The organism is Marinovum sp. E3 (assembly GCF_055755275.1).
Map to the genome: position 1 here is coordinate 407,167 of NZ_CM146908.1, position 19,572 is coordinate 426,738.

General features: G+C 66.3%; 17 protein-coding genes. 7 read left to right on the plus strand and 10 right to left on the minus strand.

The annotated features are described in order from the left end of the window. Nucleotides 1-95 precede the first annotated feature (95 nt). The 3 genes from AC0J5K_RS01990 to AC0J5K_RS02000 form a co-directional block, all read right to left on the minus strand. Nucleotides 96-443, minus strand: a complete 348-nt coding sequence (locus AC0J5K_RS01990) for a hypothetical protein (protein WP_274565810.1) — start codon at nt 441-443, stop codon at nt 96-98. An 85-nt stretch (nt 444-528) separates the two neighbouring features. Further along, nucleotides 529-1,815 carry an acetylornithine deacetylase/succinyl-diaminopimelate desuccinylase family protein gene (locus tag AC0J5K_RS01995; RefSeq protein ID WP_274565809.1) on the minus strand — a complete coding sequence of 429 codons (1,287 nt, stop codon included), beginning with the start codon at nt 1,813-1,815 and terminating at the stop codon, nt 529-531. Nucleotides 1,816-2,015: 200 nt separating this feature from the next. Next, nucleotides 2,016-3,002: a DUF2125 domain-containing protein gene (locus tag AC0J5K_RS02000; RefSeq protein ID WP_274565808.1), complete on the minus strand. Its 987-nt coding sequence runs from the start codon at nt 3,000-3,002 to the stop codon at nt 2,016-2,018. Nucleotides 3,003-3,076: 74 nt separating this feature from the next. Between AC0J5K_RS02000 and AC0J5K_RS02005 the strand changes: the two genes are divergently transcribed. The 3 genes from AC0J5K_RS02005 to AC0J5K_RS02015 all read left to right on the plus strand — a co-directional run bounded on the left by AC0J5K_RS02005 (nt 3,077) and on the right by AC0J5K_RS02015 (nt 7,570). Next, nucleotides 3,077-3,607, plus strand: coding sequence for a gamma-glutamylcyclotransferase (locus AC0J5K_RS02005; protein WP_048529498.1), 531 nt, complete (start codon nt 3,077-3,079; stop codon nt 3,605-3,607). A 72-nt stretch (nt 3,608-3,679) separates the two neighbouring features. Beyond that, complete coding sequence (locus AC0J5K_RS02010) at nt 3,680-4,924, plus strand: AAA family ATPase (protein WP_048533649.1); 1,245 nt, start codon at nt 3,680-3,682, stop codon at nt 4,922-4,924. Between the two features lie 3 nt (nt 4,925-4,927). Then, complete coding sequence (locus AC0J5K_RS02015) at nt 4,928-7,570, plus strand: peptidoglycan -binding protein (protein ID WP_274565807.1); 2,643 nt, start codon at nt 4,928-4,930, stop codon at nt 7,568-7,570. Nucleotides 7,571-7,579: 9 nt separating this feature from the next. On the opposite strand, the gene AC0J5K_RS02020 is transcribed toward AC0J5K_RS02015, so the two are convergent. Then, the gene (locus AC0J5K_RS02020; protein WP_074837003.1) at nt 7,580-8,593 is read right to left on the minus strand and encodes an NADP-dependent oxidoreductase; all 1,014 of its coding nucleotides are present in this window, start codon (nt 8,591-8,593) and stop codon (nt 7,580-7,582) included. Nucleotides 8,594-8,695: 102 nt separating this feature from the next. Here AC0J5K_RS02020 and AC0J5K_RS02025 point away from each other — a divergent pair, with 102 nt between their 5' ends. The 4 genes from AC0J5K_RS02025 (at nt 8,696) to AC0J5K_RS02040 (ending at nt 13,073) form a co-directional block, all read left to right on the plus strand. After that, entirely contained in the window at nt 8,696-10,333 is a 1,638-nt protein-coding gene (locus AC0J5K_RS02025) for a long-chain fatty acid--CoA ligase (protein ID WP_274565806.1), read from the plus strand. 3 nt (nt 10,334-10,336) lie between these two features. Beyond that, on the plus strand, nt 10,337-11,566 hold the full coding sequence (locus AC0J5K_RS02030) for an acyl-CoA dehydrogenase family protein (protein ID WP_274565805.1): 1,230 nt from the start codon (nt 10,337-10,339) through the stop codon (nt 11,564-11,566). Nucleotides 11,567-11,659: 93 nt separating this feature from the next. Continuing rightward, nucleotides 11,660-12,679: a phosphotransferase family protein gene (locus tag AC0J5K_RS02035; RefSeq protein ID WP_274565896.1), complete on the plus strand. Its 1,020-nt coding sequence runs from the start codon at nt 11,660-11,662 to the stop codon at nt 12,677-12,679. Next, entirely contained in the window at nt 12,669-13,073 is a 405-nt protein-coding gene (locus AC0J5K_RS02040; protein WP_274565804.1) for a PaaI family thioesterase, read from the plus strand. The genes AC0J5K_RS02035 and AC0J5K_RS02040 overlap by 11 nt, the downstream gene beginning before the upstream one ends. Before the next feature lie 3 nt (nt 13,074-13,076). On the opposite strand, the gene AC0J5K_RS02045 is transcribed toward AC0J5K_RS02040, so the two are convergent. The 6 genes from AC0J5K_RS02045 to AC0J5K_RS02070 all read right to left on the minus strand — a co-directional run bounded on the left by AC0J5K_RS02045 (nt 13,077) and on the right by AC0J5K_RS02070 (nt 19,339). Continuing rightward, a complete protein-coding gene (locus AC0J5K_RS02045; RefSeq protein ID WP_274565803.1) occupies nt 13,077-13,496 on the minus strand; it encodes an acyl-CoA thioesterase in 420 nt (139 codons plus the stop codon). Beyond that, nucleotides 13,493-14,254 carry a TIGR02186 family protein gene (locus tag AC0J5K_RS02050; protein ID WP_274565802.1) on the minus strand — a complete coding sequence of 254 codons (762 nt, stop codon included), beginning with the start codon at nt 14,252-14,254 and terminating at the stop codon, nt 13,493-13,495. Before AC0J5K_RS02050 ends, AC0J5K_RS02045 begins: the two co-directional genes overlap by 4 nt. Continuing rightward, nucleotides 14,254-15,177, minus strand: coding sequence for a sulfite exporter TauE/SafE family protein (locus AC0J5K_RS02055; RefSeq protein ID WP_048529515.1), 924 nt, complete (start codon nt 15,175-15,177; stop codon nt 14,254-14,256). Before AC0J5K_RS02055 ends, AC0J5K_RS02050 begins: the two co-directional genes overlap by 1 nt. A 281-nt stretch (nt 15,178-15,458) precedes the next feature. After that, nucleotides 15,459-16,424, minus strand: a complete 966-nt coding sequence (locus tag AC0J5K_RS02060; RefSeq protein WP_048529516.1) for an ABC transporter permease — start codon at nt 16,422-16,424, stop codon at nt 15,459-15,461. Between the two features lie 3 nt (nt 16,425-16,427). Continuing rightward, nucleotides 16,428-17,522 carry an ABC transporter permease gene (locus AC0J5K_RS02065; RefSeq protein ID WP_048529518.1) on the minus strand — a complete coding sequence of 365 codons (1,095 nt, stop codon included), beginning with the start codon at nt 17,520-17,522 and terminating at the stop codon, nt 16,428-16,430. Between the two features lie 212 nt (nt 17,523-17,734). After that, on the minus strand, nt 17,735-19,339 hold the full coding sequence (locus AC0J5K_RS02070) for an ABC transporter ATP-binding protein (protein WP_274565801.1): 1,605 nt from the start codon (nt 19,337-19,339) through the stop codon (nt 17,735-17,737). Between the last annotated feature and the right edge of the window lie 233 nt (nt 19,340-19,572).

Sequence of the window (19,572 nt, forward strand, 5' to 3'; positions counted from 1 at the left end):
CGATATCCGGCTTGAGGCTTGGTTTGCCGCCGGCGGCCAGGCCGCACCGGTGTCGCGCGGGCAAGCGGCCGGGCACCGGGGCGCCCGGCGCGGCTTCATGCCCGGGCCTCCGTTTCTCCCGGCAGTCGGGCGAGGGCGGCGACGAGGAAGGCCGCGGCCAGGGTGATCGTGATGATGATCGGCCAGCTTGTCAGGAACCAGCCCGCCACGCCGGTCAGCACCTCGGCAAGCAAGGCAAAGGCCGAGGCCGGCCCCTGTGAGGGGTGGTGCGGAAAGAGCGCGACATAAGCGGCCAGCAGTGCCGCGGCGGCACTGCCCAGCGCGGTGAGCAGCGCGCCCAGGGTGCCGTCCCCTCCGGTCGGCGTGCCGAAATAGAGCCGGAGCGAGATTGCGAAGGCCCCGAGCCCGAGCAGGACGGAGAGGGCCAGAAAAATGCGGGTCATCGAACACCTCGGATGCTTGCGGTAATCCAGGAAAAAACGCATGGCAGCCGTCGAAGGTTCCGGCCGGTTCCGGGGTGTCGCGAGGTCAGTCGGTCAGCAAAAGCGCGGCCAAGGACAGCGCCATGACCTGCGCGCTCTGGACCATGTCGTCGATGCCGACCCATTCGTCGGGCTTGTGCGCCAGTTCCAGAACGCCGGGTCCATAGGCGATGCAGTTTTTCAGTCGGCCGATGCGGTCGATATGCTTCTGATCGTAGGTGCCGGGCGAGGCGACATATTCCGGCGCCTTGCCCATGACCTCGCGGATCGCCTGCGCCACCGTTGTGACAACCGGCGCCTCGCGGTCGGTCATCGAGGGGGCGACATGGTTGATCTCCTGCAACCGGTAGTCGAACCTCGCGCGGGTCGCCTTCAAATCGTCGAGCAGCGCGCGGACCTCGCCGGCGACGCCGGCATGGGTCTCTTCGGCAAGATAGCGCCGGTCGATCACCACGCGGCAGCTGTCGGGCACGCAATAGGCGGGCAGGCCGGTGTAATCGTCGGGCGGCTCGAGTTCGCCGCCGTGGATCGAATTGATGTTCATCGTCGATTGCCGCGCGCCTTCGGGCACCACCGGCATGTCGGTGCGCCGTTGCGCCATGGCGGGGTAGAGCCGGCTCTCGAAGGCATCGATCACCGCCCCCATGTGGCGCACCGCGCAATCGCCGAGAAAGGGCATGGCGCCATGGGCGATCTCGCCTCTGGTTTCGATCTCGGCCCACCAGGCGCCGCGATGGCCCAGGCAGATCCGGTCCTTGTTGAGTGGCTCGGGGATGATGACATGCTGCACGCGCTCGGGTGCAAAAAATCCCTGTTCGGCGAGATAGGCGACGCCGCCATAGCCGCCGGATTCCTCGTCGGCGGTGCCAGAGATCTCGACCGCGCCGTGAAAGTCGGGGCAGAGATCGACAAAGACCTCGGCCGCGAGGATCGCCGCCGCCAGCCCGCCCTTCATGTCACAGGCACCGCGGCCGTAGATCCGACCTTCCTTCACCTCGCCGCCGAAAGGATCGACCGTCCATCCTTGGCCGACCTCGACCACATCGGTATGCGAGTTGAAATGCACGCAGGGCCCGGTGTGCCGGCCCTCGCGGCGGGCCATGACGTTCCAGCGCGGGTATCGGTCGCTGTCGCCCGGGGCGCCGGTCGCGCGGATCATCTGGATGTCAAAACCGCGTTTTTCCAGGCGCTGGCCGAGAAACTCGCAGATTTCCCGATAGTTGGCGCCGGGCGGGTTCAGCGTGGGAATGCGGATCAGCGCCTGCGTCAGCGCGATCAGATCGTCGCGCCGGGCGGTGAGTTCGTCTTTCAGGCGGTTGGTGATGGCGGTCATGGGCGCAGTCTCGCGTTTGGGACCGCGGGGCGCAAGGGCATGGTTGGCCGGGGCGGTCGGGAGGACGCGGGTTTCCGCGATGTGCCCGGTTTCGGGCATCCTCCGGTGACGCGCGGTTCGATGTCCCGCAAGGGGGGCGCCCCGGGCATGATCCGGCCGCTCCTCGGGCCGCGAGGTCCCGGGTCGAGCCCGGGACGGGGTCAACGCAGGAGGAACCTCGGGGCGTCACCCACCGGCACCGGGCCAAGCCAGATCGCGCCCTCCTCGAGCCGCAGCGTCAGATCGAGCGAGCGGCGACCACCGGAGAGCCCGGCCATCAGCGTCAGTGTCGCCTCGACCCCGTCGGCCAGCACATCCGCGACCTGCCCGGAGGCGCGGGCCACCGCGAGCATCTCCTGCCAGTTCTGCGCCTGCACATGCACATCGCCGCTGGCGCGGCCTTCTCCATCGATCTCGAGATCGCCGGTCAACCGGAGCGCCATCGGACCCCATTCCAGCGCCGCTTCGCGGACCGCGATCCGGGTCGGCTGCGGCCGCGCCTCGGCCGAGGTCAGCGTCCAGGGCGCGTCAAAGCCCAGTTGCGCCGCAATCCGCGCCTCGGAAAAGGTTTGCGGCAGGGCGCCGCCGGTGGCCTGGTTGAGCCCGCGCGGCAGGGCCAGCCCCTCGGCGGTCAGCGCCACGTCATAGCTGGCCGCGTCCACCCGGGTGCCGGCCAGGCGCAGCTGCGCCAGCGCCGTGGTCGCGCCGTCGGTGCCGGTGATGTTGAGCACATCGGCCACCAGGGTGCCCCGTGTCAGCGCGTGGTCCTCGCCCTCGGTCACCAGGCTGGCCTGCATCTGCTCGCTGGTGACGTGCAGCGGGCCGTCGGGCGTCACGATCACCTGGTGGCGGGGCCAGGCGGCAATCGCGTGATGGCGGTTGTAGCTCAGCAGAAAGAGCTGAAAGAACGGCGCTTCCCAGCCCAGCCCGCTTTCGGGGTCCAGGATGCGCAGATCGGTCCAGGTGGTGTCGTGGCGGTTGGGAAAGCCGCGCACCTTCATCTCGGCATACCCGGCCTCCCAGCCATCGTCGCGGCGCTCGGCGAACCAGCGCTGGTAGCCGGCCATGAGGCTCTGTTTGCCCCAGAGCCAATAGCCCGACCAGGCCAGGGCGGCGACGAGTATCACAAAGGCGAGACGTTTCATCATGGGCTTTCTCCGCGCGTGGGCTTTCGCCTCTTGCGGCAATGCTTTACTGGCAGAAGGCGGAAAGGAAAAGCATGATGGCACTCTGGGTCTTCGGATACGGCTCGCTCCTGTGGAACCCCGGCTTTGCGGTGGCGGAAAGCCGCCTTGCCTCGCTTGAGCATTATCACCGCAGTTTTTGCATGCATTCGATCCATCATCGCGGCACCGAAGCGGCGCCGGGCCTGGTTCTGGCACTCGACGAGGCGCCGGGCGCGATCTGCGACGGGGTGGCGCTGCGGGCCGAGCCGGGCACCGAGGACGACACGCTGGCCTATCTGCGCGACCGCGAGCTGGTGTCTTCGGCCTATGTCGAACGGCATGTGATGCTGGGGCTGGAGGATGGCCGCCAGGTCGAGGCGCTGGCCTATGTCATCAACCGCGATCACTGGCAGTACTGCCGCGACATCCCGCTCGAGGACCAGGCGCAGATCATTGCGCAGGCGGTGGGCGGCCGGGGGCCGAATACCGAATATCTCTGGAACACCGCGCAACATCTGACCGAACTGGGCATCGAGGATGCAGATTTGCAATGGTTGGCCGACCGGGTCCGTGACATTTGCCGATAACGCCTTGGCTTGACCGGGAATCCTCCCTAGAGTCCGGACGGATTTAGCTATCTTCAGGAATGGTCCCTCATGGTGGACAAGCCGGACCGCGAGGCCGCACCGAGATTTTCCCAGCCTGTCCGTCAGGTCTTCTTCATGGTCACCGTTCTGGGGCTTGTCGTGGCCGGTCTGGTGCTGGCGTTGCCCCGCGTGCTGCCGGTGTTCCTGTCGAACCCCTATCTGAACGGCTTCATCGTGCTGGTCTTTGTGATCGGCGTGCTGGCGACCTTCTGGCAGGTGCTGACGCTGATCGGCTCGGTCCGCTGGATCGAAAATTTCGTCTCGGAGAACGACGCCGGCAAGGAGGCGCCGCGCATCCTTGCGCCCCTGGCCGCGCTGATGCGGACCCGGGGCAAGCGGATGCAGATTTCGGCCACCTCGTCGCGCTCGATCCTCGACTCGGTGGCGCAGCGGATCGACGAGGCGCGCGAGATCACCCGCTATATCGTCAGCCTGCTGATCTTTCTGGGGCTTCTGGGCACCTTCTACGGGCTGGCCACCACGGTGCCGGCGCTGGTCGATACCATCCGCTCTCTGACCCCGGCCCCGGGCGAGACCGGCGGCCAGATCTTTGAGCGGTTGCAGGAAGGCCTCCAGGCGCAGCTCGGCGGCATGGGCACCGCCTTTGCCTCGTCGCTGCTGGGGCTGGCCGGCTCGCTGGTCGTGGGGCTGCTGGAGTTGTTTGCCGGCCATGGCCAGAACCGGTTTTACCGCGAACTCGAGGAATGGCTCTCGACGATCACCCGTCTGGGGTATGCCGGCTCGGGTGAGGGCGAAGGCGCGAGCGACCAGCAATTGCTGGTCGCGGTGGTCGATCACATGTCTGAACAGATGGAGCATCTGCAACAGATGTTCGCCCAGTCCGACGAAAGCCGCGCGGTGGTGGATGACAAGCTCTCGACGCTGGCCGACAGCGTCGAGCGGATGACCGAACAACTCGAGCGGCAATCGGCACCGACCACGGCCCTGACCCGGCTGGCCGAGGGGCAGGAACGGCTGATCGACGCGCTCGAGAGCCGCAAGGGCGACGGCGAGGGCGGCATCGATGCCGAAAGCCGGATGCGTCTGCGCTCGATCGACGTGCAGATGCTGCGCATTCTCGAGGAAATGTCCGCCGGCCGGCAGGAAAGCATGGCCGAGCTGCGCACCGATCTGGCGCAGCTGACCCGGGCGCTCAACATGGCGGTGCGGCAGGTCAGCGCCGCAAGCGCCGCCTCGTCCCGGCCGGGCCGCCACCTGAGGCCGCCCAAGGTGGGAACCCCCGAACAGGAGGGCTGATCCATGGCGTTGTCACGCCGCACCGGTCAACGGTTTCAAAATTCGATCTGGCCCGGCTTCGTCGATGCGATGACCGGCTTGTTGCTGGTGCTGATGTTCGTGTTGACCATCTTCATGGTGGTGCAATTCACGTTGCGCGAAACCATCACCGGCCAGGAAAGCGAGCTCAACCAGCTCTCGAACGAGATCGCGGCGCTGGCGCAGGCCCTGGGGCTCGAACGGGAAAAGACCGCCGAATTGCAATCCGAGGTCGGCAATCTGGTCTCGACGCTGGTCGATGCCAATACCCGTGCCCGGGAACAGGCCGCCCTGATTGCCGGCTTGCAGCAGGACGTGACCGAGCGCGATGCCGCGCTGTCGCAGGCTGGACAGCGGATCGCCACGCTGGAACAGACCGTTGCCGAACGCGAGGATGCGCTGGGCGCCGCCAATGCGCGGATCGCCTCGTTCGAGGATCGGGTCGCCGGGCTGCTGGCCGATCAGGAAACCGCCACCGCGCGGATCGCCGAGCTGGAAGATAGCGAGCAGGCGCTGCTGTCGGAGCAGGAGGCGCTGCAACTGGCCTTGGCCCAGGCCCGCGACGAGATCGACGCCGAGGTCGAGGCGGCGCGGCTGGCGGCGGCGCAGGCCGATGCGCTCGAGGCGATGATTGCCGATCTCAAGGCGCAGCAAGAGGAGTCCTCGGCGGAATTTACCAGCCAAGTCAGCGCGTTGGAAGACCGGCTGAGCGAGGAAGAGGCGCGGCGGCTGGCCGAGGCGGCAGCGGCGGAGGCCCTGCGCGAAAAGCTGATGACGGCGGATGCCGAGCTTTCGGCAATGACGCTGGCGCTCGAGGAGCAGCGGCGCGAGGCGGAAGAGACGCTGTCGATGTTGGCGGCGGCGCAGGCGGCGGAACAGGATCTGGATGCGCGGCTGGCGGCGGCGCTGCTGTCGCAACGGGCGGCCGAGACGCGGGTTGCCGAGATCGGTGCAACGCTCGATGAAACCGCGGCCGAGACCGAGGCGCTCAAGCAGCAGCTGGCGGCGGCGCTTCTGGCCCAGCGGCAGGCCGAGCAGCGCAATGCGGCCCTGGCCGAGGATTTGCAGGTCGCGATCAGCGACGACCGGAGCACCTCGTCTCAGCTCAATGCGCTCGAGGCGCAACTTGCGGCCGCGCTGCTGGACAGCCAGGACCAATCGGCCCGGATCGGTGAGCTGGAACAGGCGCTGACCGCCCTGCGTGACAGCACCGACGCGGAAAAGGGCGCGCTGGAGCAGCAACTGGCCGAAGCGCTGGCCGCCAAGATCACCGCCGAACGCAGCGCCCGCGAGGCCGGGCAGGCGGTAGAGGCCGCCGAGGACCGGCAGGCGACGCTCGAGGCCGAGCTGGCGCGGGCGCTGGCGGCCCAGTCCGATCTGGCGGGCGTCGAGGACGAGTTGGCCGAAGCGCTGGCCGCTCAGGTCGCGGCGGAACAGGCGCGGGCGGCGGCGGAAGGCCGTCTCGAGACCGCGCAGGCGCGGCTTTCGGAGGCGCGGACCGAGACGCAATCGCTCGAGGACCGGCTGGCCGAGGCGCTGGCGGCACAATTGGCGGCGCAGGAAAACGCCGCGGCGCTGGGCGGGCAGCTGGAAGCGGCGCAGGAGGGTGTGGCGGCGCTGGAAAGCCAGCTTGCCAACCTGCGCGCGACGCTGGACGAGACCGAGACCGGCGAGGCCAGCCTGCGCGATCAGCTTTCGGCGGCGCTGGCGGCGACGGTCAAGGCCGAGACCGCGCAGGAGGACATTCGCAAGCAGCTGGCCGAGGCCCTGGCGCTGAAGCTCGCCGCCGAAGAGGCGGCCGAACAGGCCGAGGCCGCGGCCCGGACGCGGGCGCAGGAAGTGACCAACCGCGAAGCGCTTCTGGCGGCGGCACGGCAGGAGCTGGAGCAACAGACCCAGGTTTCGACCGAAGCGCAGAGGCGCGCCGCGCTTCTCAACCAGCAGGTTGCCACGCTGCGCGACGAACTCGGGCAGTTGCGGGCCTTGCTCGATGATTACAAGGCCCGCGACGCGGCGCAGAACATCCAGATCGAGAACCTCGGCTCTGACCTCAATGTGGCGCTGGCGCAGAAGGCGCTGGAAGAGCGCCGCCGGGCCGATGCTGAGGCGCGCAATGCGGCGTTGCTGGCGGCCGAGAAGGCGCGGCTCGAGGAAGAGGCCAAAGACCTCGAAAGATACCGTTCGGAATTCTTCGGCCGGCTGCGCGATCTGCTGGGCAGTCAGGAAGGCGTGCGGATCGAGGGTGACCGCTTTGTCTTTTCCTCGTCGGTGCTGTTCGGCTCCGGCGATGCCCGTCTCTCGGACGCGGGCCAGCACGAGATCGCCAAGGTGGCGAACATCCTCAAGGCGGTGGCCGATGACATCCCCGACGAAATCGACTGGGTGATCCGTGTCGACGGCCATACCGACGATGTGCCGATCGTGGGCTCGGCGCAGTTCGCCGACAATTGGGAGCTGAGCCAGGCCCGGGCGCTTTCGGTGGTGCGCTACATGATCAATTTCCTCGGCATCGCGCCCGAGCGGCTGGCGGCAAACGGCTTTGGCCAGTTTCAGCCGGTCGATCCCGGCACTTCCGAGGCCGCGCGGGCCCGCAATCGCCGGATCGAGCTGAAACTGACCGAGAAATAGCCCGACCGGTCAGAGCGCCACGATCTGCTTGCCGAGGTTGCCGCCCCTGAGCATGTCGAGAAACGCCTGCGGCGCGTTCTCCAGCCCCTGCGCCACATCCTCGAGCCAGGTGACGCCGCCGGATTTCACCAGCGGCGCGACCTCGTCGAGGAAGGCGGGGAAATCGTCCCAGTGGTCAAAGATGATCAGCCCCTGGATGCTCAGCCGCTTGACCAGCACCTGACGCCAGAGGGCGGGCAGGGTGTCGGGCCCGTCGGTGGAAACGCCCTCGTACCAGGCGACGGTGCCGATCACCGGCACCCGCGCATGGGTGTTGAGCAGGGGCAGCACCGCGCGCAGGACGTCGCCGCCGACATTCTCGAAATAGACATCGACGCCATCGGGCGCGGCAGCGGCAATCGCCGCGCGCAGATCCGCCACCTCGTCAAAGGCATGGTGATCGATCGCGGTGTCAAAACCGAAGGTCTCTTGTGCGATGCGGCATTTCTCGGCCCCGCCGGCAATGGCCACGGTGCGCATTCCGGCGCGTTTCGCCAATTGCCCGACCATCGATCCCACAGGCCCGGTCGCCGCGGCGACGACCAGTGTCTCGCCCTGTTGTGGCCGGCCGTATTTGGTCATCCCGGTCCAGCCGGTAAAGCCCGGCATCCCCAGCACCCCGAGCGCGGTCGAAGGCGCGAGAACGGCGTCGAGCTTGCGCAGCTCCTTGCCCGACAGCACCGCGTGGCTTTGCCAGCCGGTCATGCCGGTCACCAGATCGCCCTCGGCAAAGCCTTCGGCGCGGCTCTCGACCACATGGCCCACGCCCTGGCCGGTCATCACCGCGTCCACCGCCACCGGATCGGCATAGGATTTCGCATCGCTCATCCGCCCCCGCATGTAGGGATCGAGCGACAGATGGCTGACCTTGACCAATACCTCATCTTCGCCCGGGGCCGGCATTTCCGCCTGCTCGAGCCGGAAATGTTCCGGCCCTGCTTCGCCTTTGGGCCTTGCTGCCAATACCACACGTTCTACGACCATCTTACGTTCAGTCCTTTTCCGAAATCTGTTGCACCGCGGCGCGCTTCGCCGCCAGACTGTCACCTAGGCCGCCGGGAGAGCAAGCCAAAGGGAGGACGCCCCATGATGGGTCAAATGATGCAGCGCCCGCTGCAAGTGATTGAACTCTTGCGATATGGGGCGGAAATCTTCCCCGAGGCCGGGCTGGTCTCGGCGCTGTGCGAAGGCGGGCGTCACCGGCAGAGCTACCCCGAGACCCTGGCGCGCACCGCGCAGCTTGCGCATGGGCTGGCCGGGCTGGGCATTGTGCCGGGCGACCGGGTCGCGACCCTGGCCTGGAACACCCATCGGCATTTCGAGCTCTACTACGCCACCGCCGGCATGGGCGCGGTGGTGCATACCATCAACCCGCGGCTCTCGCCGGAACAGATGCTCTATGTCATCGGCCACGCCGGGGATGCCGCGATCTGTGCCGATCTGACCTTCGTACCGATCCTCGAGGCGCTGGCGCCGCAACTGCCCGAGGGGATCCGCCTGATCGTGATGACCGACCGGGCGCATATGCCCGACAGCCCGCTCGACCTGATCTGCTACGAAGAGCTGCTGGCTGGCCAGCCCGAGACCTACCATTGGCCCGAGACCGACGAGAACGCTGCCATCGGCCTGTGTTACACCTCGGGCACCACCGGCCACCCCAAGGGCGCGCTCTATTCGCATCGCTCGACGGTGCTGCATGCCTTTGCCATCACCCTGGCGCTGCGGTCCTCGCTGACCGAGGGCGCGCGCATCCTGCCCGTGGTGCCGATGTTCCACGTCAACGCCTGGGGGCTGCCCTATTCCGCGCCGCTGGCCGGGGCCTCGCTGGTGATGCCGGGGCCGGGGCTGGCGGGCGATGCGCTCTGGGAGCTGATGAACGAGGAAGAGGTGACCTCGGCCTGGGGCGTGCCCACCGTTTGGCTCGGGCTTCAGGCAGAGATCGCCAGGCGCGGCGGCAATCCCAAGGGGTTCTCGCAGGTGGTGATCGGCGGTTCCGCCGCCTCGCGCGCGATGATCGAAAGGTTCGAGACGGCAGGGGTGTCGGTCTGCCACGCCTGGGGCATGACCGAGATGAGCCCGGTCGGCACCCACGGCATCCTCAATGCCGCGATGCAGGCCCTGCCGCTGGACGACCGGCTGAATCTTCAGGCCAAGCAGGGCCGCCGGGTGTTCGGCTGCGAGATGAAGATCATCGACGCGGATGGCGCCCCGCTGCCCCATGACGGCACTTCGGTGGGCGAACTGCATGTGCGCGGCAACACCATCATCTCGGGGTATTTCGCCAATGACGCCGCCACAAGTGAGGCCTTCGATGCCGAGGGCTGGCTGGCCACCGGCGATGTGGCGACGCTTGATCCGCAGGGCTTCCTGTCGATCCAGGACCGCGCCAAGGACCTGATCAAATCGGGTGGCGAGTGGATTTCTTCGATCGACCTCGAGAATTGCGCCATGGCGCATCCGGGGGTGGCCAATTGCGCCGTGATCGCCGTGCCGCATCCGAAATGGGACGAGCGGCCGCTGCTGGTGGTAGTGCCCGACGGCGATGACCGCCCCGTGCTGTCGGAGTTTCACGACCTGATGCAGACGCGGTTCGCCGCGTGGCAAATGCCCGACGATCTGGTGTTTGCCGAAGATCTGCCGCTGACCGCCACCGGCAAGGTCTCCAAGCGGCAGCTGCGCGCGCGCTTTGCCGAATACACACACCCCGATCTGCGAAAGGGATAATCCATGGATCTTGGTATGACAGACCGGGTGCGCCCGCTGGTCGAGGCGGTGCGCGCAATGGTGCGGGACGAGATCGCGCCGCTGGACCGGGAGTTCCACGCAGAGGTAGGCCGGCATCCCTCGGGCGACCGGTTCCGCCACAGCGCTCGGCAGATCGAGATTCTCGAAACCCTCAAGGCCCGGGCCCGCGACCGCGGGCTCTGGAATTTCTGGCTGACCGACAGCACGCGCGGCCAGGGGCTGACCACGGTCGAATATGCCTATCTCGCCGAGGAGATGGGCAAGGTGCATATCGCCGCCGAGGTGTTCAACTGTAACGCCCCGGACACCGGCAACATGGAGGTCTTTGAACGCTACGGCCCGCAATGGATGAAAGACCGCTGGCTGGCGCCGCTGCTAGAGGGCGAGATCCGTTCGGCCTATGTGATGACCGAGCCCGATATCGCCTCGTCCGATGCAGCCCAACTCGCCTTTGCCGCGCGGCGCGACGGCGACGATTACGTGCTGAATGGCGAAAAGTGGTGGATCTCCGGCGCCGGCGATCCGCGCTGCAAGGTCTATATCCTGATGGCCTGCACCGATCCCCAGGCCCCAAAGCACCAGCGGCACACGATGTTCGCGCTGGATGCCGAGACGCCGGGGATCGAGGTGCTGCGCCCGATGCAGGTCTTTGGCCAGGACGACGCGCCGCATGGCCACATGCACCTGCGTTTCACCGATGTGCGCATCCCGGCCGAGAACGTGATCCTGGGCGAGGGCCGGGGCTTCGAGGTGGCGCAGGGGCGGCTGGGGCCAGGGCGCATCCACCATTGCATGCGCGCCATTGGTCAGGCGGAAAAGGCGCTCGAGATGATCTGCCGTCGCGGCCTCGCACGCGAGGCCTTTGGCAAGCCGCTGGCCGAGCTGGGCGGCAATTTCGACAGGATCGCCGACGCCCGGATGGAGATCGAGATGGCGCGGCTTCTGTGCCTCAAGGCGGCCTGGATGATGGACACGGCGGGGGTGCGCGCGGCGCAGCCGTGGATTTCCAAGATCAAGGTGGTGGCGCCGCTGATGGCCGGCCGTGTGCTGGACGAGGCGATGCAGATCCACGGCGCGGCCGGCATCTCGCAGGATTTCGATCTGGCGCATATGTGGACCCATGTGCGCACCCTGCGCTTTGCCGACGGGCCCGACGCGGTGCACCGCCGGCAGGTGGCGCGGGCCGAGCTGCGGAAGTATCGCAATGGGTGAATGGCGGCGCGACAGAGGGATGCGCCCGCCCGGGATCGGCGCGGAATGCGCCCGGCCCGGGGCCGGGCGGGCCAAGCGGGGGAGGCCGAGCTGATGGACGGCGATGCGCTTTCGCGCCTGACCCCCTGGCTGGCTGACCATATCGCCGGCTTCCAGGGCCCGGTCGCGGTGGAGAAATTCGCCAGTGGCCAATCGAACCCGACCTTCCGCCTCACGACCCCCGGCGCGGATTACGTGCTGCGCCGCAAGCCGTCGGGCCAGCTCCTGAAGTCCGCCCATGCCGTCGACCGCGAATTCCGCGTGCAAAAGGCGCTGGCCGACACCGATGTGCCGGTTGCCCGCGTACTGACGCTCTGCGACGACGACAGCATCCTCGGCGCGATGTTCTATGTCATGGAGCATGTCCCCGGCCGGGTGATCCTTGACCCCTCACTGCCTGGCGCCACGCCGGACCAGCGCGGTGCGCATATGGCCGAGATGAATCGCATTCTTGCCGCCATCCACGAGGTCGACCTGGCCGCCTGTGGCCTGTCTGACTATGGCCCGCCCGGCGATTACTATGCCCGGCAGCTCGGCCGCTGGACCAAGCAGTACCGGGCCAGCGAGACCGGTGCGCTGCCCGAAATGGACCGGCTGATCCTCTGGCTCGAAAGCAATCTGCCGGAAGAGGACGGCCAGCGCTGCCTTGTTCATGGCGATTACCGGATCGATAACCTTCTCTTTGCCCCGGAAGCGCCCGAGATCCGCGCCGTGCTCGACTGGGAACTGTCCACCCTTGGCCATCCCTTTGCCGATCTGGCCGGCGTCATCATGCAATGGCAGTTGCCGCCGGGCGAAGAGGGCCGGGGGCTGGCCGGCCTCGACCGTGCGGCGCTGGGCCTGCCCGACGACGCGGCCTTTCTTGCCAGCTATTTCGACCGCCGGGGAATCGACCCGCCGGACAGTTTCGGCTTTTACCTGGCCTTTGCCTTCTTTCGCATGGCGGCGATCCTTCAGGGGGTCAAGAAAAGGGCTCTGGACGGCAGCGCCTCGAACCCCGAAAAGGGCCGCAGGCTTGGCGCCTTCGTGCCGCGCTTTGCCGAATTGGGACTGGAGGCCGCAGATGCGCGATGACACCGCCGCCGATTGGGAAAGCCCCTCGCCCTGGGGCAGCCATATCGGCATGGACCTGACAGAATGGCAGGCGGATTTCGCCCGGGTCGAGCTGTCTCTCGCGGCGTTCACCCGCAATCGCCATGGTGCGCCGCATGGCGGGGTGCATGCCAGCCTGCTCGACACCGCCATGGGCTTTGCCGGATGTTACACCGGCGATCCGGCGCGGCGGCAGATGTGCCTGACGCTGAACCTCTCGGTAAATTACCTGTCACGGCCGCAGGGCAGTCGGCTGCTCGCCGAAGCCCGCAAGACCGGCGGCGGCCGATCGACTTTCTTTGCCGAGGGCAAGGTGCTGGATGTGGATGGCACGGTGATTGCCACCGGCACCGGGGTGTTTCGCTACCGCAAGTAAGGCTCAGCCGATCGCTTCGAGCAGTGCGCGCCGGGGCGCGTCAAGCGGACTGGGGCGGTGGCTTTGGGCATCGACCTGCACCTGCGCGAAAAAGCCGGTGGCGGCGGCCTCTTCGGAGGTGCCCCGAAACAGCGCCAATTCCAGCGTGAAAGAGCTGGTGCCGATGCGGCCACAGCGCAGGCCGGCATGGATCAGATCGGGAAAGCGGAGCTCCTGGAAAAAGCGACAGCCGTTTTCGACCACCAGAAAACGGGGCGAATTCACGGTCTCGCCGAGAAAGCCGGTCTCGATCTGCCACAGGGTCAGCGCGGTGTCGAAAAGCGAGAAATAGGTCGCGTTGTTGAGATGGCCGTATTGGTCATTGTCGGCCCAGCGGGTCGGCAGGGCCGTGTGCCAGGGATATGCGCCGCGCGCGCGGGTCATCCCCGGTTGAGCAGACGGAACGCCGAGGAGGCGCCCCAGCCGGCGGCGATGGCAATCGCCAGCGACAGCAAGCCGTAGATCAGTGGTTGTTCGCGCGACAGGTTGAACAGGAAGCGTTCCAGCCCGACCTTGCGCACATCGATCACCGTCTGGTGCAGCGAGATGACCTTTTGATCGCGCACCAGAAAGACGCGGGCGATATAGGGGCCTTCGGTCAGGTTCGCCGGCATCTGGACAGTGCTGCGGAACAGCGCCTGTTCGGCCACTTCCACCGCGCCCTCGTTGCGTTGATACAGCCCGTTGTTGCTGCGGATCCGCAGCACGGCCTCGGCAAAAGCGGCTTCGGATTTCAGCGTCCAGACCGCGCGGTCGGCGGTGATCCGGTACTGGTTGTTGGCGTTCTCGCTCAGGATTTCGTCGAGCGGACGCGAGGAGGACACGGCATAGAAGCTGGGTGCCGCCGAGACATCGACCGACTCGGTGTTGATCCAGATGCCGAAGCGCCGCTCCTTGCGGCGCACCACCACCGGCTCGGACGGGCCGGCAATGGCGATGATCACGTCAAGCTCGCCCTCGGGCTGCGGCGCATTGCGCTTGATCGCGCCAAACAGCAGGATTTCGGAGCCGTCGAAATTGGCGGTGATGCGAACCCGCTTCTGCGACAGGCCCAGAACCACGTCTTCTTCGACGGCTTCGGTCTGTGCGGTGACACCAAGCGGGGTGAGCAGGCAAAGCAGTAAGGCGGCCAGTCGCAGCATCAATGGCCCTCCACATCGCCGATGGAATAGAGCTCACCGGGTTGCAGCAGCAGGTCGAGCGCCAGTTTGCCGCACACCACGAGGACCAGGATCGCCAGCAGGATGCGCAGTTGCTCGGCCTTGAGCTTGACACCGATCCGGGTGCCGATCTGGGCGCCGATGACACCGCCCACCAGCAAGAGGACCGCCAGCGCCATGTCGACGGTAAAGTTCGTCGTGGCGTGCAGCAGCGTGGTAAAGGCGGTGACGAAGATGATCTGAAAGAGAGAGGTGCCGACCACGACCTTGGTCGGCATGTGCAGGATATAGATCATCGCGGGCACCATGATGAACCCGCCGCCGACGCCCATGATCGCCGCGAGAATGCCGACAAGCACCCCCACCATGATCGGCGGGATCACCGAGATATAAAGACCGGAGGTGCGGAAGCGCATCTTGAACGGCAGCGCGGTGACCCAGCCGCGATGCTTGCGCTTGGCCGGGGCGACGCCGCCGGACTGGCGCATCTTGCGGATCGCGCGCAGGCTTTCGATGAACATCAACGCGCCGATGATGCCGAGGAACACGACATAACAGAGGCGCACAAGAAGATCGACTTGGCCCAAGGATTTCAGGTAGTTGAAGACAAATACACCCACCGCGGCGCCAATCAGGCCGCCGATCAGGAGGACAACCCCCATTCGGAGATCGACGGTCTTTCGCTTGAGATGCGCCAGGAGGCCAGAGAAGGAAGAGGCGACAATCTGGTTGGCCTCGGTGGCCACGGCAACCGCCGGCGGGATGCCGATGAAGAACAGCAGCGGCGTCATCAGAAAGCCGCCGCCCACGCCGAACATGCCAGACAGGACGCCCACCATGCCGCCCAGCCCGAGGAGCAGGAAGGCGTTTACCGAAACTTCGGCTATAGGCAGGTATATTTGCATGCGGTTCTCTAGCCGCAACTCAGAGGGCTTTGCAAGCGGGCCGGCGGCCTCTGAAGGCAAGTTTTTCCGCGTTGCGGCATTTTTTTTGACGACGGGTCAGGTTGAAGCGGTTTGATGTTGTGTCTTCTGCGAAAAGATTTCCGTGAATACTCGTTATGGTTGTGCAATCTTTGAGGGAAAGGAAAAAATGTCTCTGGTGCGGGCGGTTTTGCAGGAATCTGTCGCAAAAGGATTCGCAGGCGCAATTCGTGCTGCGCCTGCGAGATGTCGGCCCCTGGCGTTCAGCGCTCCTTGACGTAGGGCTGGCCGCCGGCGCGCGGCGGGATCGCCTTGCCGACAAAGCCTGCGAGGATCACCACGGTCAGCACATAGGGCAGCGCGTCCATGAACTGCACCGGCAGGGTGATGAGGCCGAGATCGATGTTCTGATAGCGCAGAGCCACGGCTTGCAGCAGGCCGAAGAGCAGACAGGCATAAAGCGCATACCACGGCCGCCACTTGGCAAAGATCAGCGCCGCCAGCGCGATGAATCCGCGACCGGCCGTCATGTCCTTGACGAAGCCGGCCTGAAGCCCGGTCGCCAGATAGGCGCCGGCGATGCCGCAGAGCACGCCGCAGATCGCTACCGCCGCATAGCGCAGCCCGACGACCGAGACGCCGGCGGTATCGACCGCCGCCGGGTTTTCGCCCACGGCGCGCAGGCGCAGGCCGAAGCGGGTGCGAAACAGCACCCACCAGCTCAGCGGCACCATCAGGAAGGCGACATAGACGAGGATGGAGTGGCCCGAGATCAGTTCGTAATAGATCGGGCCGAGCACCGGGATGTCGATGACTTCTTCGGCGAAGGGCAGGGTGATCGGTTCGAACCGGCCCTTGCCGATCAGCGATGGCGTGCGCCCGCCCTGGCTGAACAGATCCTGCGCGATCAGCACGGTCATCCCGGCGGCAAGGAAGTTGATGGCGACGCCGGAAATCAGCTGGTTGCCGCGAAAGGTGATCGAGGCCAGCCCGTGGATCGCCGAGAGCATCAGCGAGGCGGCAATGCCCGCCAGCAGCCCCAGCCAGACCGAGCCGGTGATCGCCGCCAGCGCGGCGGCAAAGAAGGCCGCCGCCAGCATCTTGCCTTCGAGGCCGATGTCGAAGATGCCGGCGCGTTCGGAAAACAGCCCGGCGAGGCAGGCAAGAAGCAGCGGCGTCGCCAGCCGGACAGTGGAATCGAGCACTTGCAGGATGGTGAAAAGATCCATGGCTCAGCCCTCCTTCCGGCGCAGCGCCAGGAAGACACGTTCCAGCGGCATGCGCACCATATTGTCGAGCGCGCCGGTGAAGAGGATCACCAGAGCCTGGATGACGACGATCAGCTCGCGCGGGATATTGGTCCAGAGCGCCAGCTCGGCCCCGCCCTGAAAGAGGAAGCCGAACAGGATCGCGGCAAGAAAGACGCCAAAGGGATGCGACCGCCCCATCAGCGCCACGGCGATGCCGATGAAGCCGGCGCCCTCGGTCGCGTTGAGGATCAGCCGCTCGCTTTCGCCCTGGGTGGTGTTGAGCGCCATCATGCCCGCAAGCGCGCCAGAGATCAGCATGGCGATGACGGTGATGCGCACCGGCGAGATGCCGGCGTATTTCGCCGCGCTCTCGGAATGACCGAAGGCGCGGATCTCATAGCCCAGACGGGTGCGCCAGAGCAGTAGCCAGACCACGAGACAGGCAATCACGGCAAGGAAGAAGGTGACATTGGCCGGCGCACCGCGAAACATGATGGTCTCGGCGCTCGAGAACATGTCGCGGAAGGTGGGCAGATGGGTGGCCTCGGGGAATTTCTCGGTCGCCGGGTCCATCGCGCCCTGTGGCCGCAACAGGTTGACCAGAACGTAGTTGAGAAAGGCGGCGGCGATGAAGTTGAACATGATCGTGGTGATCACGATATGGCTGCCGCGTTTGGCCTGAAGGTAGGCCGGGATGAAGGCCCAGACCGCGCCAAAGGCGGCCGCCCCCAGGGTTGCGGCCAGCAGCGCCAGCGACCAGTGCGGCCAGGGAATGTAGAGCAGCACCAGCGCCACCCCGAGCCCGCCCAACGTGGCCTGCCCCTCGCCGCCGATGTTGAACATCCGCGCATGGAAGGCGACGGCCACGGCGAGGCCGGTGAACATGAAGTTAGTGGCGTAATAGAGCGTGTAGCCCCAGCCGGCCGAGCGCATCAGCGCGCCTTCGACCATCAGGTTGAAGGCGGCGACCGGGTCTTCGCCGATACCGATGATCACCAGCGCCGACAGGATCGCCGCGAGGATCAGCGAGATCAGCGGCACGAGGACGGCATCGGCCCAATGGGGCATTCTATCCATGGAGCGGGTCTCCGTCGTTGAGTAACCAGGCGTGAAGCCGCGCGATCGCCGCCCCGCGAGGGGGCGATCCGATGGCGCTTCGGGCCACTTTATGGCGCCAAATCCACAGGAGTTCGGAACTGAGCGCCAAACTTGCGAAATCGCCGCCCCGGGCGGCAGTTGGGTGATCTCGCGGCGGCCTCGGGCCTTGATCCCACGCGCGGGAACTTGTCTCACCCATGTTGCTTGGCCTCCCGCGCTTCCTTGGCCGCCAGTTGCTCTTCCACCGCGTCGATGATCGGCTTGTCCGGCATCTCGGTGATCCCGGCCATCAGCAGCCCCAGCTCCTTCTCGTCGGTCTCCGAGGCGCGCCGTTCGCCCATGATCACCCCGTCGAACATCACCGCCACCCGGTCCGCGAGCGACAGGATCTCGTCCAGCTCGACCGAGACCAGCAGCACCGCCTTGCCGGCATCGCGCAGGGAAACGATCTGCTGGTGAATGAACTCGATGGCGCCGATATCGACGCCGCGCGTCGGCTGGCCCACGAGCAGCAGATCGGGATTGCGCTCGATTTCGCGTGCGACGACGATCTTCTGCTGGTTGCCGCCCGAAAAATTCTTGGCGGCAAGGTTGGGATCGGGCGGGCGGACGTCGAATTTCTCCATCTTGCGTTCGGTGTCGGCCTTGATCGCGGCATTGTTCATCAGAATGCCGGATTGATAGGCCGCGTCGTGGTGATAACCGAAGGCCACGTTTTCCCAGGCGTGATAATCCATGATCAGCCCTTCGCGCTGGCGATCTTCGGGCACATGGGCGATGCCCCGCTTGCGGCGCGACTGGCCATCGGATTTCTTGCCGGTCAGGTCGATTACGTCGCCGTTGAGCCGCACCTCGCCTGTGGCGTCGCGATAACCGCCCAGCACCTCGAGCAATTCCGACTGGCCATTGCCCGCCACCCCGGCGATGCCGAGGATCTCGCCGGCATGCACCTCGAGGTCGATGCCCTTGAGCCGTTCGACACCGTCGCCATCGACAACCCGCAGCCCCCGCACCTGAAGGATCGGAGCGCCGGGCTCCGCCGGCTGTTTGTCCACCCGGAGCAGCACTTTGCGGCCCACCATCAGCTCGGCCAGCGCCTCGGGGTCGGTCTCGGCGGTCTTGACCGTGGCGGTCATCTCGCCGCGGCGCATCACCGACACCGTATCGGTGATATCCATGATCTCGCGCAGCTTGTGGGTGATCAGGATGATCGTCTTGCCCTCTTCACGCAGCCGGTTGAGGATGCGGAACAGCTGATCGGCCTCGGCCGGGGTCAGCACGCCGGTGGGTTCGTCGAGGATCAGGATATCGGCCTGCCGATACAGCGCCTTGAGGATCTCGACCCGCTGCTGGTGACCGACCGAAAGGGTCTCGACCACGGCATCCGGGTTGATCTTGAGTTCATATTCCGCCGCCAGATCGGTCAGCGCCTCGCGCGCCTTGGCCAGCGAGGGTTTGAGCAATTCGCCGTCCTCGGCCCCGAGAATGACGTTTTCCAGCACGGTGAAATTCGGCACCAGCTTGAAATGCTGAAACACCATGCCGATGCCGGCGGCGATGGCGGCCTGGCTGTCTGGGATAGTGGTCTTCTGCCCCTGAATGAAGATCTCGCCGGCGTCGGCCTTGTAGAAGCCGTAGAGGATCGACATCAGCGTCGATTTGCCGGCGCCGTTCTCGCCGATGATGCCGTGGATCGTTCCCGGCATCACGCGGATCGAAATGTCCTTGTTGGCCTGAACCGGGCCAAAGGCCTTGGATATGCCTTTGAGTTCAATGGCGGGGGCGGTCTGGGTCATCCGGTCTGTCCTCGTGATCCTGGTCAGAGTTGCAAAGCTGGACGGATTTGCAAAGAGGCAAATGCCCCGTGCCGTGGCGGCAGGGCGGGGCCTGGTGCGACTTGTGCGTTTTGTCAGTCCGGGGCCGGGCGTCGGGCGGCCGGCGGCGCAGAGAGCGGCGAAAAATCCCGGCGCGCGAATGTCCGCCGGCTTGGCCTCAGGGCTCGGGCCTCGGGAGAGGCAAAGAAGCCGCG

Excerpts from the sequence above, each read along its gene's own strand:
- AC0J5K_RS02025 (WP_274565806.1), top strand. The coding sequence starts at position 8,696 with ATGATGGGTCAAATGATGCAGCGCCCGCTGCAAGTGATTGAACTCTTG.
- AC0J5K_RS01995 (WP_274565809.1), bottom strand. The coding sequence starts at position 1,815 with ATGACCGCCATCACCAACCGCCTGAAAGACGAACTCACCGCCCGGCGC.
- AC0J5K_RS02000 (WP_274565808.1), bottom strand. The coding sequence starts at position 3,002 with ATGATGAAACGTCTCGCCTTTGTGATACTCGTCGCCGCCCTGGCCTGG.
- AC0J5K_RS02055 (WP_048529515.1), bottom strand. The coding sequence starts at position 15,177 with ATGCAAATATACCTGCCTATAGCCGAAGTTTCGGTAAACGCCTTCCTG.
- AC0J5K_RS02065 (WP_048529518.1), bottom strand. The coding sequence starts at position 17,522 with ATGGATAGAATGCCCCATTGGGCCGATGCCGTCCTCGTGCCGCTGATC.
- AC0J5K_RS02040 (WP_274565804.1), top strand. The coding sequence starts at position 12,669 with ATGCGCGATGACACCGCCGCCGATTGGGAAAGCCCCTCGCCCTGGGGC.
- AC0J5K_RS02030 (WP_274565805.1), top strand. The coding sequence starts at position 10,337 with ATGGATCTTGGTATGACAGACCGGGTGCGCCCGCTGGTCGAGGCGGTG.
- AC0J5K_RS02020 (WP_074837003.1), bottom strand. The coding sequence starts at position 8,593 with ATGGTCGTAGAACGTGTGGTATTGGCAGCAAGGCCCAAAGGCGAAGCA.
- AC0J5K_RS02015 (WP_274565807.1), top strand. The coding sequence starts at position 4,928 with ATGGCGTTGTCACGCCGCACCGGTCAACGGTTTCAAAATTCGATCTGG.
- AC0J5K_RS02035 (WP_274565896.1), top strand. The coding sequence starts at position 11,660 with ATGGACGGCGATGCGCTTTCGCGCCTGACCCCCTGGCTGGCTGACCAT.
- AC0J5K_RS02005 (WP_048529498.1), top strand. The coding sequence starts at position 3,077 with ATGGCACTCTGGGTCTTCGGATACGGCTCGCTCCTGTGGAACCCCGGC.
- AC0J5K_RS02045 (WP_274565803.1), bottom strand. The coding sequence starts at position 13,496 with ATGACCCGCGCGCGCGGCGCATATCCCTGGCACACGGCCCTGCCGACC.
- AC0J5K_RS02050 (WP_274565802.1), bottom strand. The coding sequence starts at position 14,254 with ATGCTGCGACTGGCCGCCTTACTGCTTTGCCTGCTCACCCCGCTTGGT.
- AC0J5K_RS02070 (WP_274565801.1), bottom strand. The coding sequence starts at position 19,339 with ATGACCCAGACCGCCCCCGCCATTGAACTCAAAGGCATATCCAAGGCC.
- AC0J5K_RS02060 (WP_048529516.1), bottom strand. The coding sequence starts at position 16,424 with ATGGATCTTTTCACCATCCTGCAAGTGCTCGATTCCACTGTCCGGCTG.
- AC0J5K_RS01990 (WP_274565810.1), bottom strand. The coding sequence starts at position 443 with ATGACCCGCATTTTTCTGGCCCTCTCCGTCCTGCTCGGGCTCGGGGCC.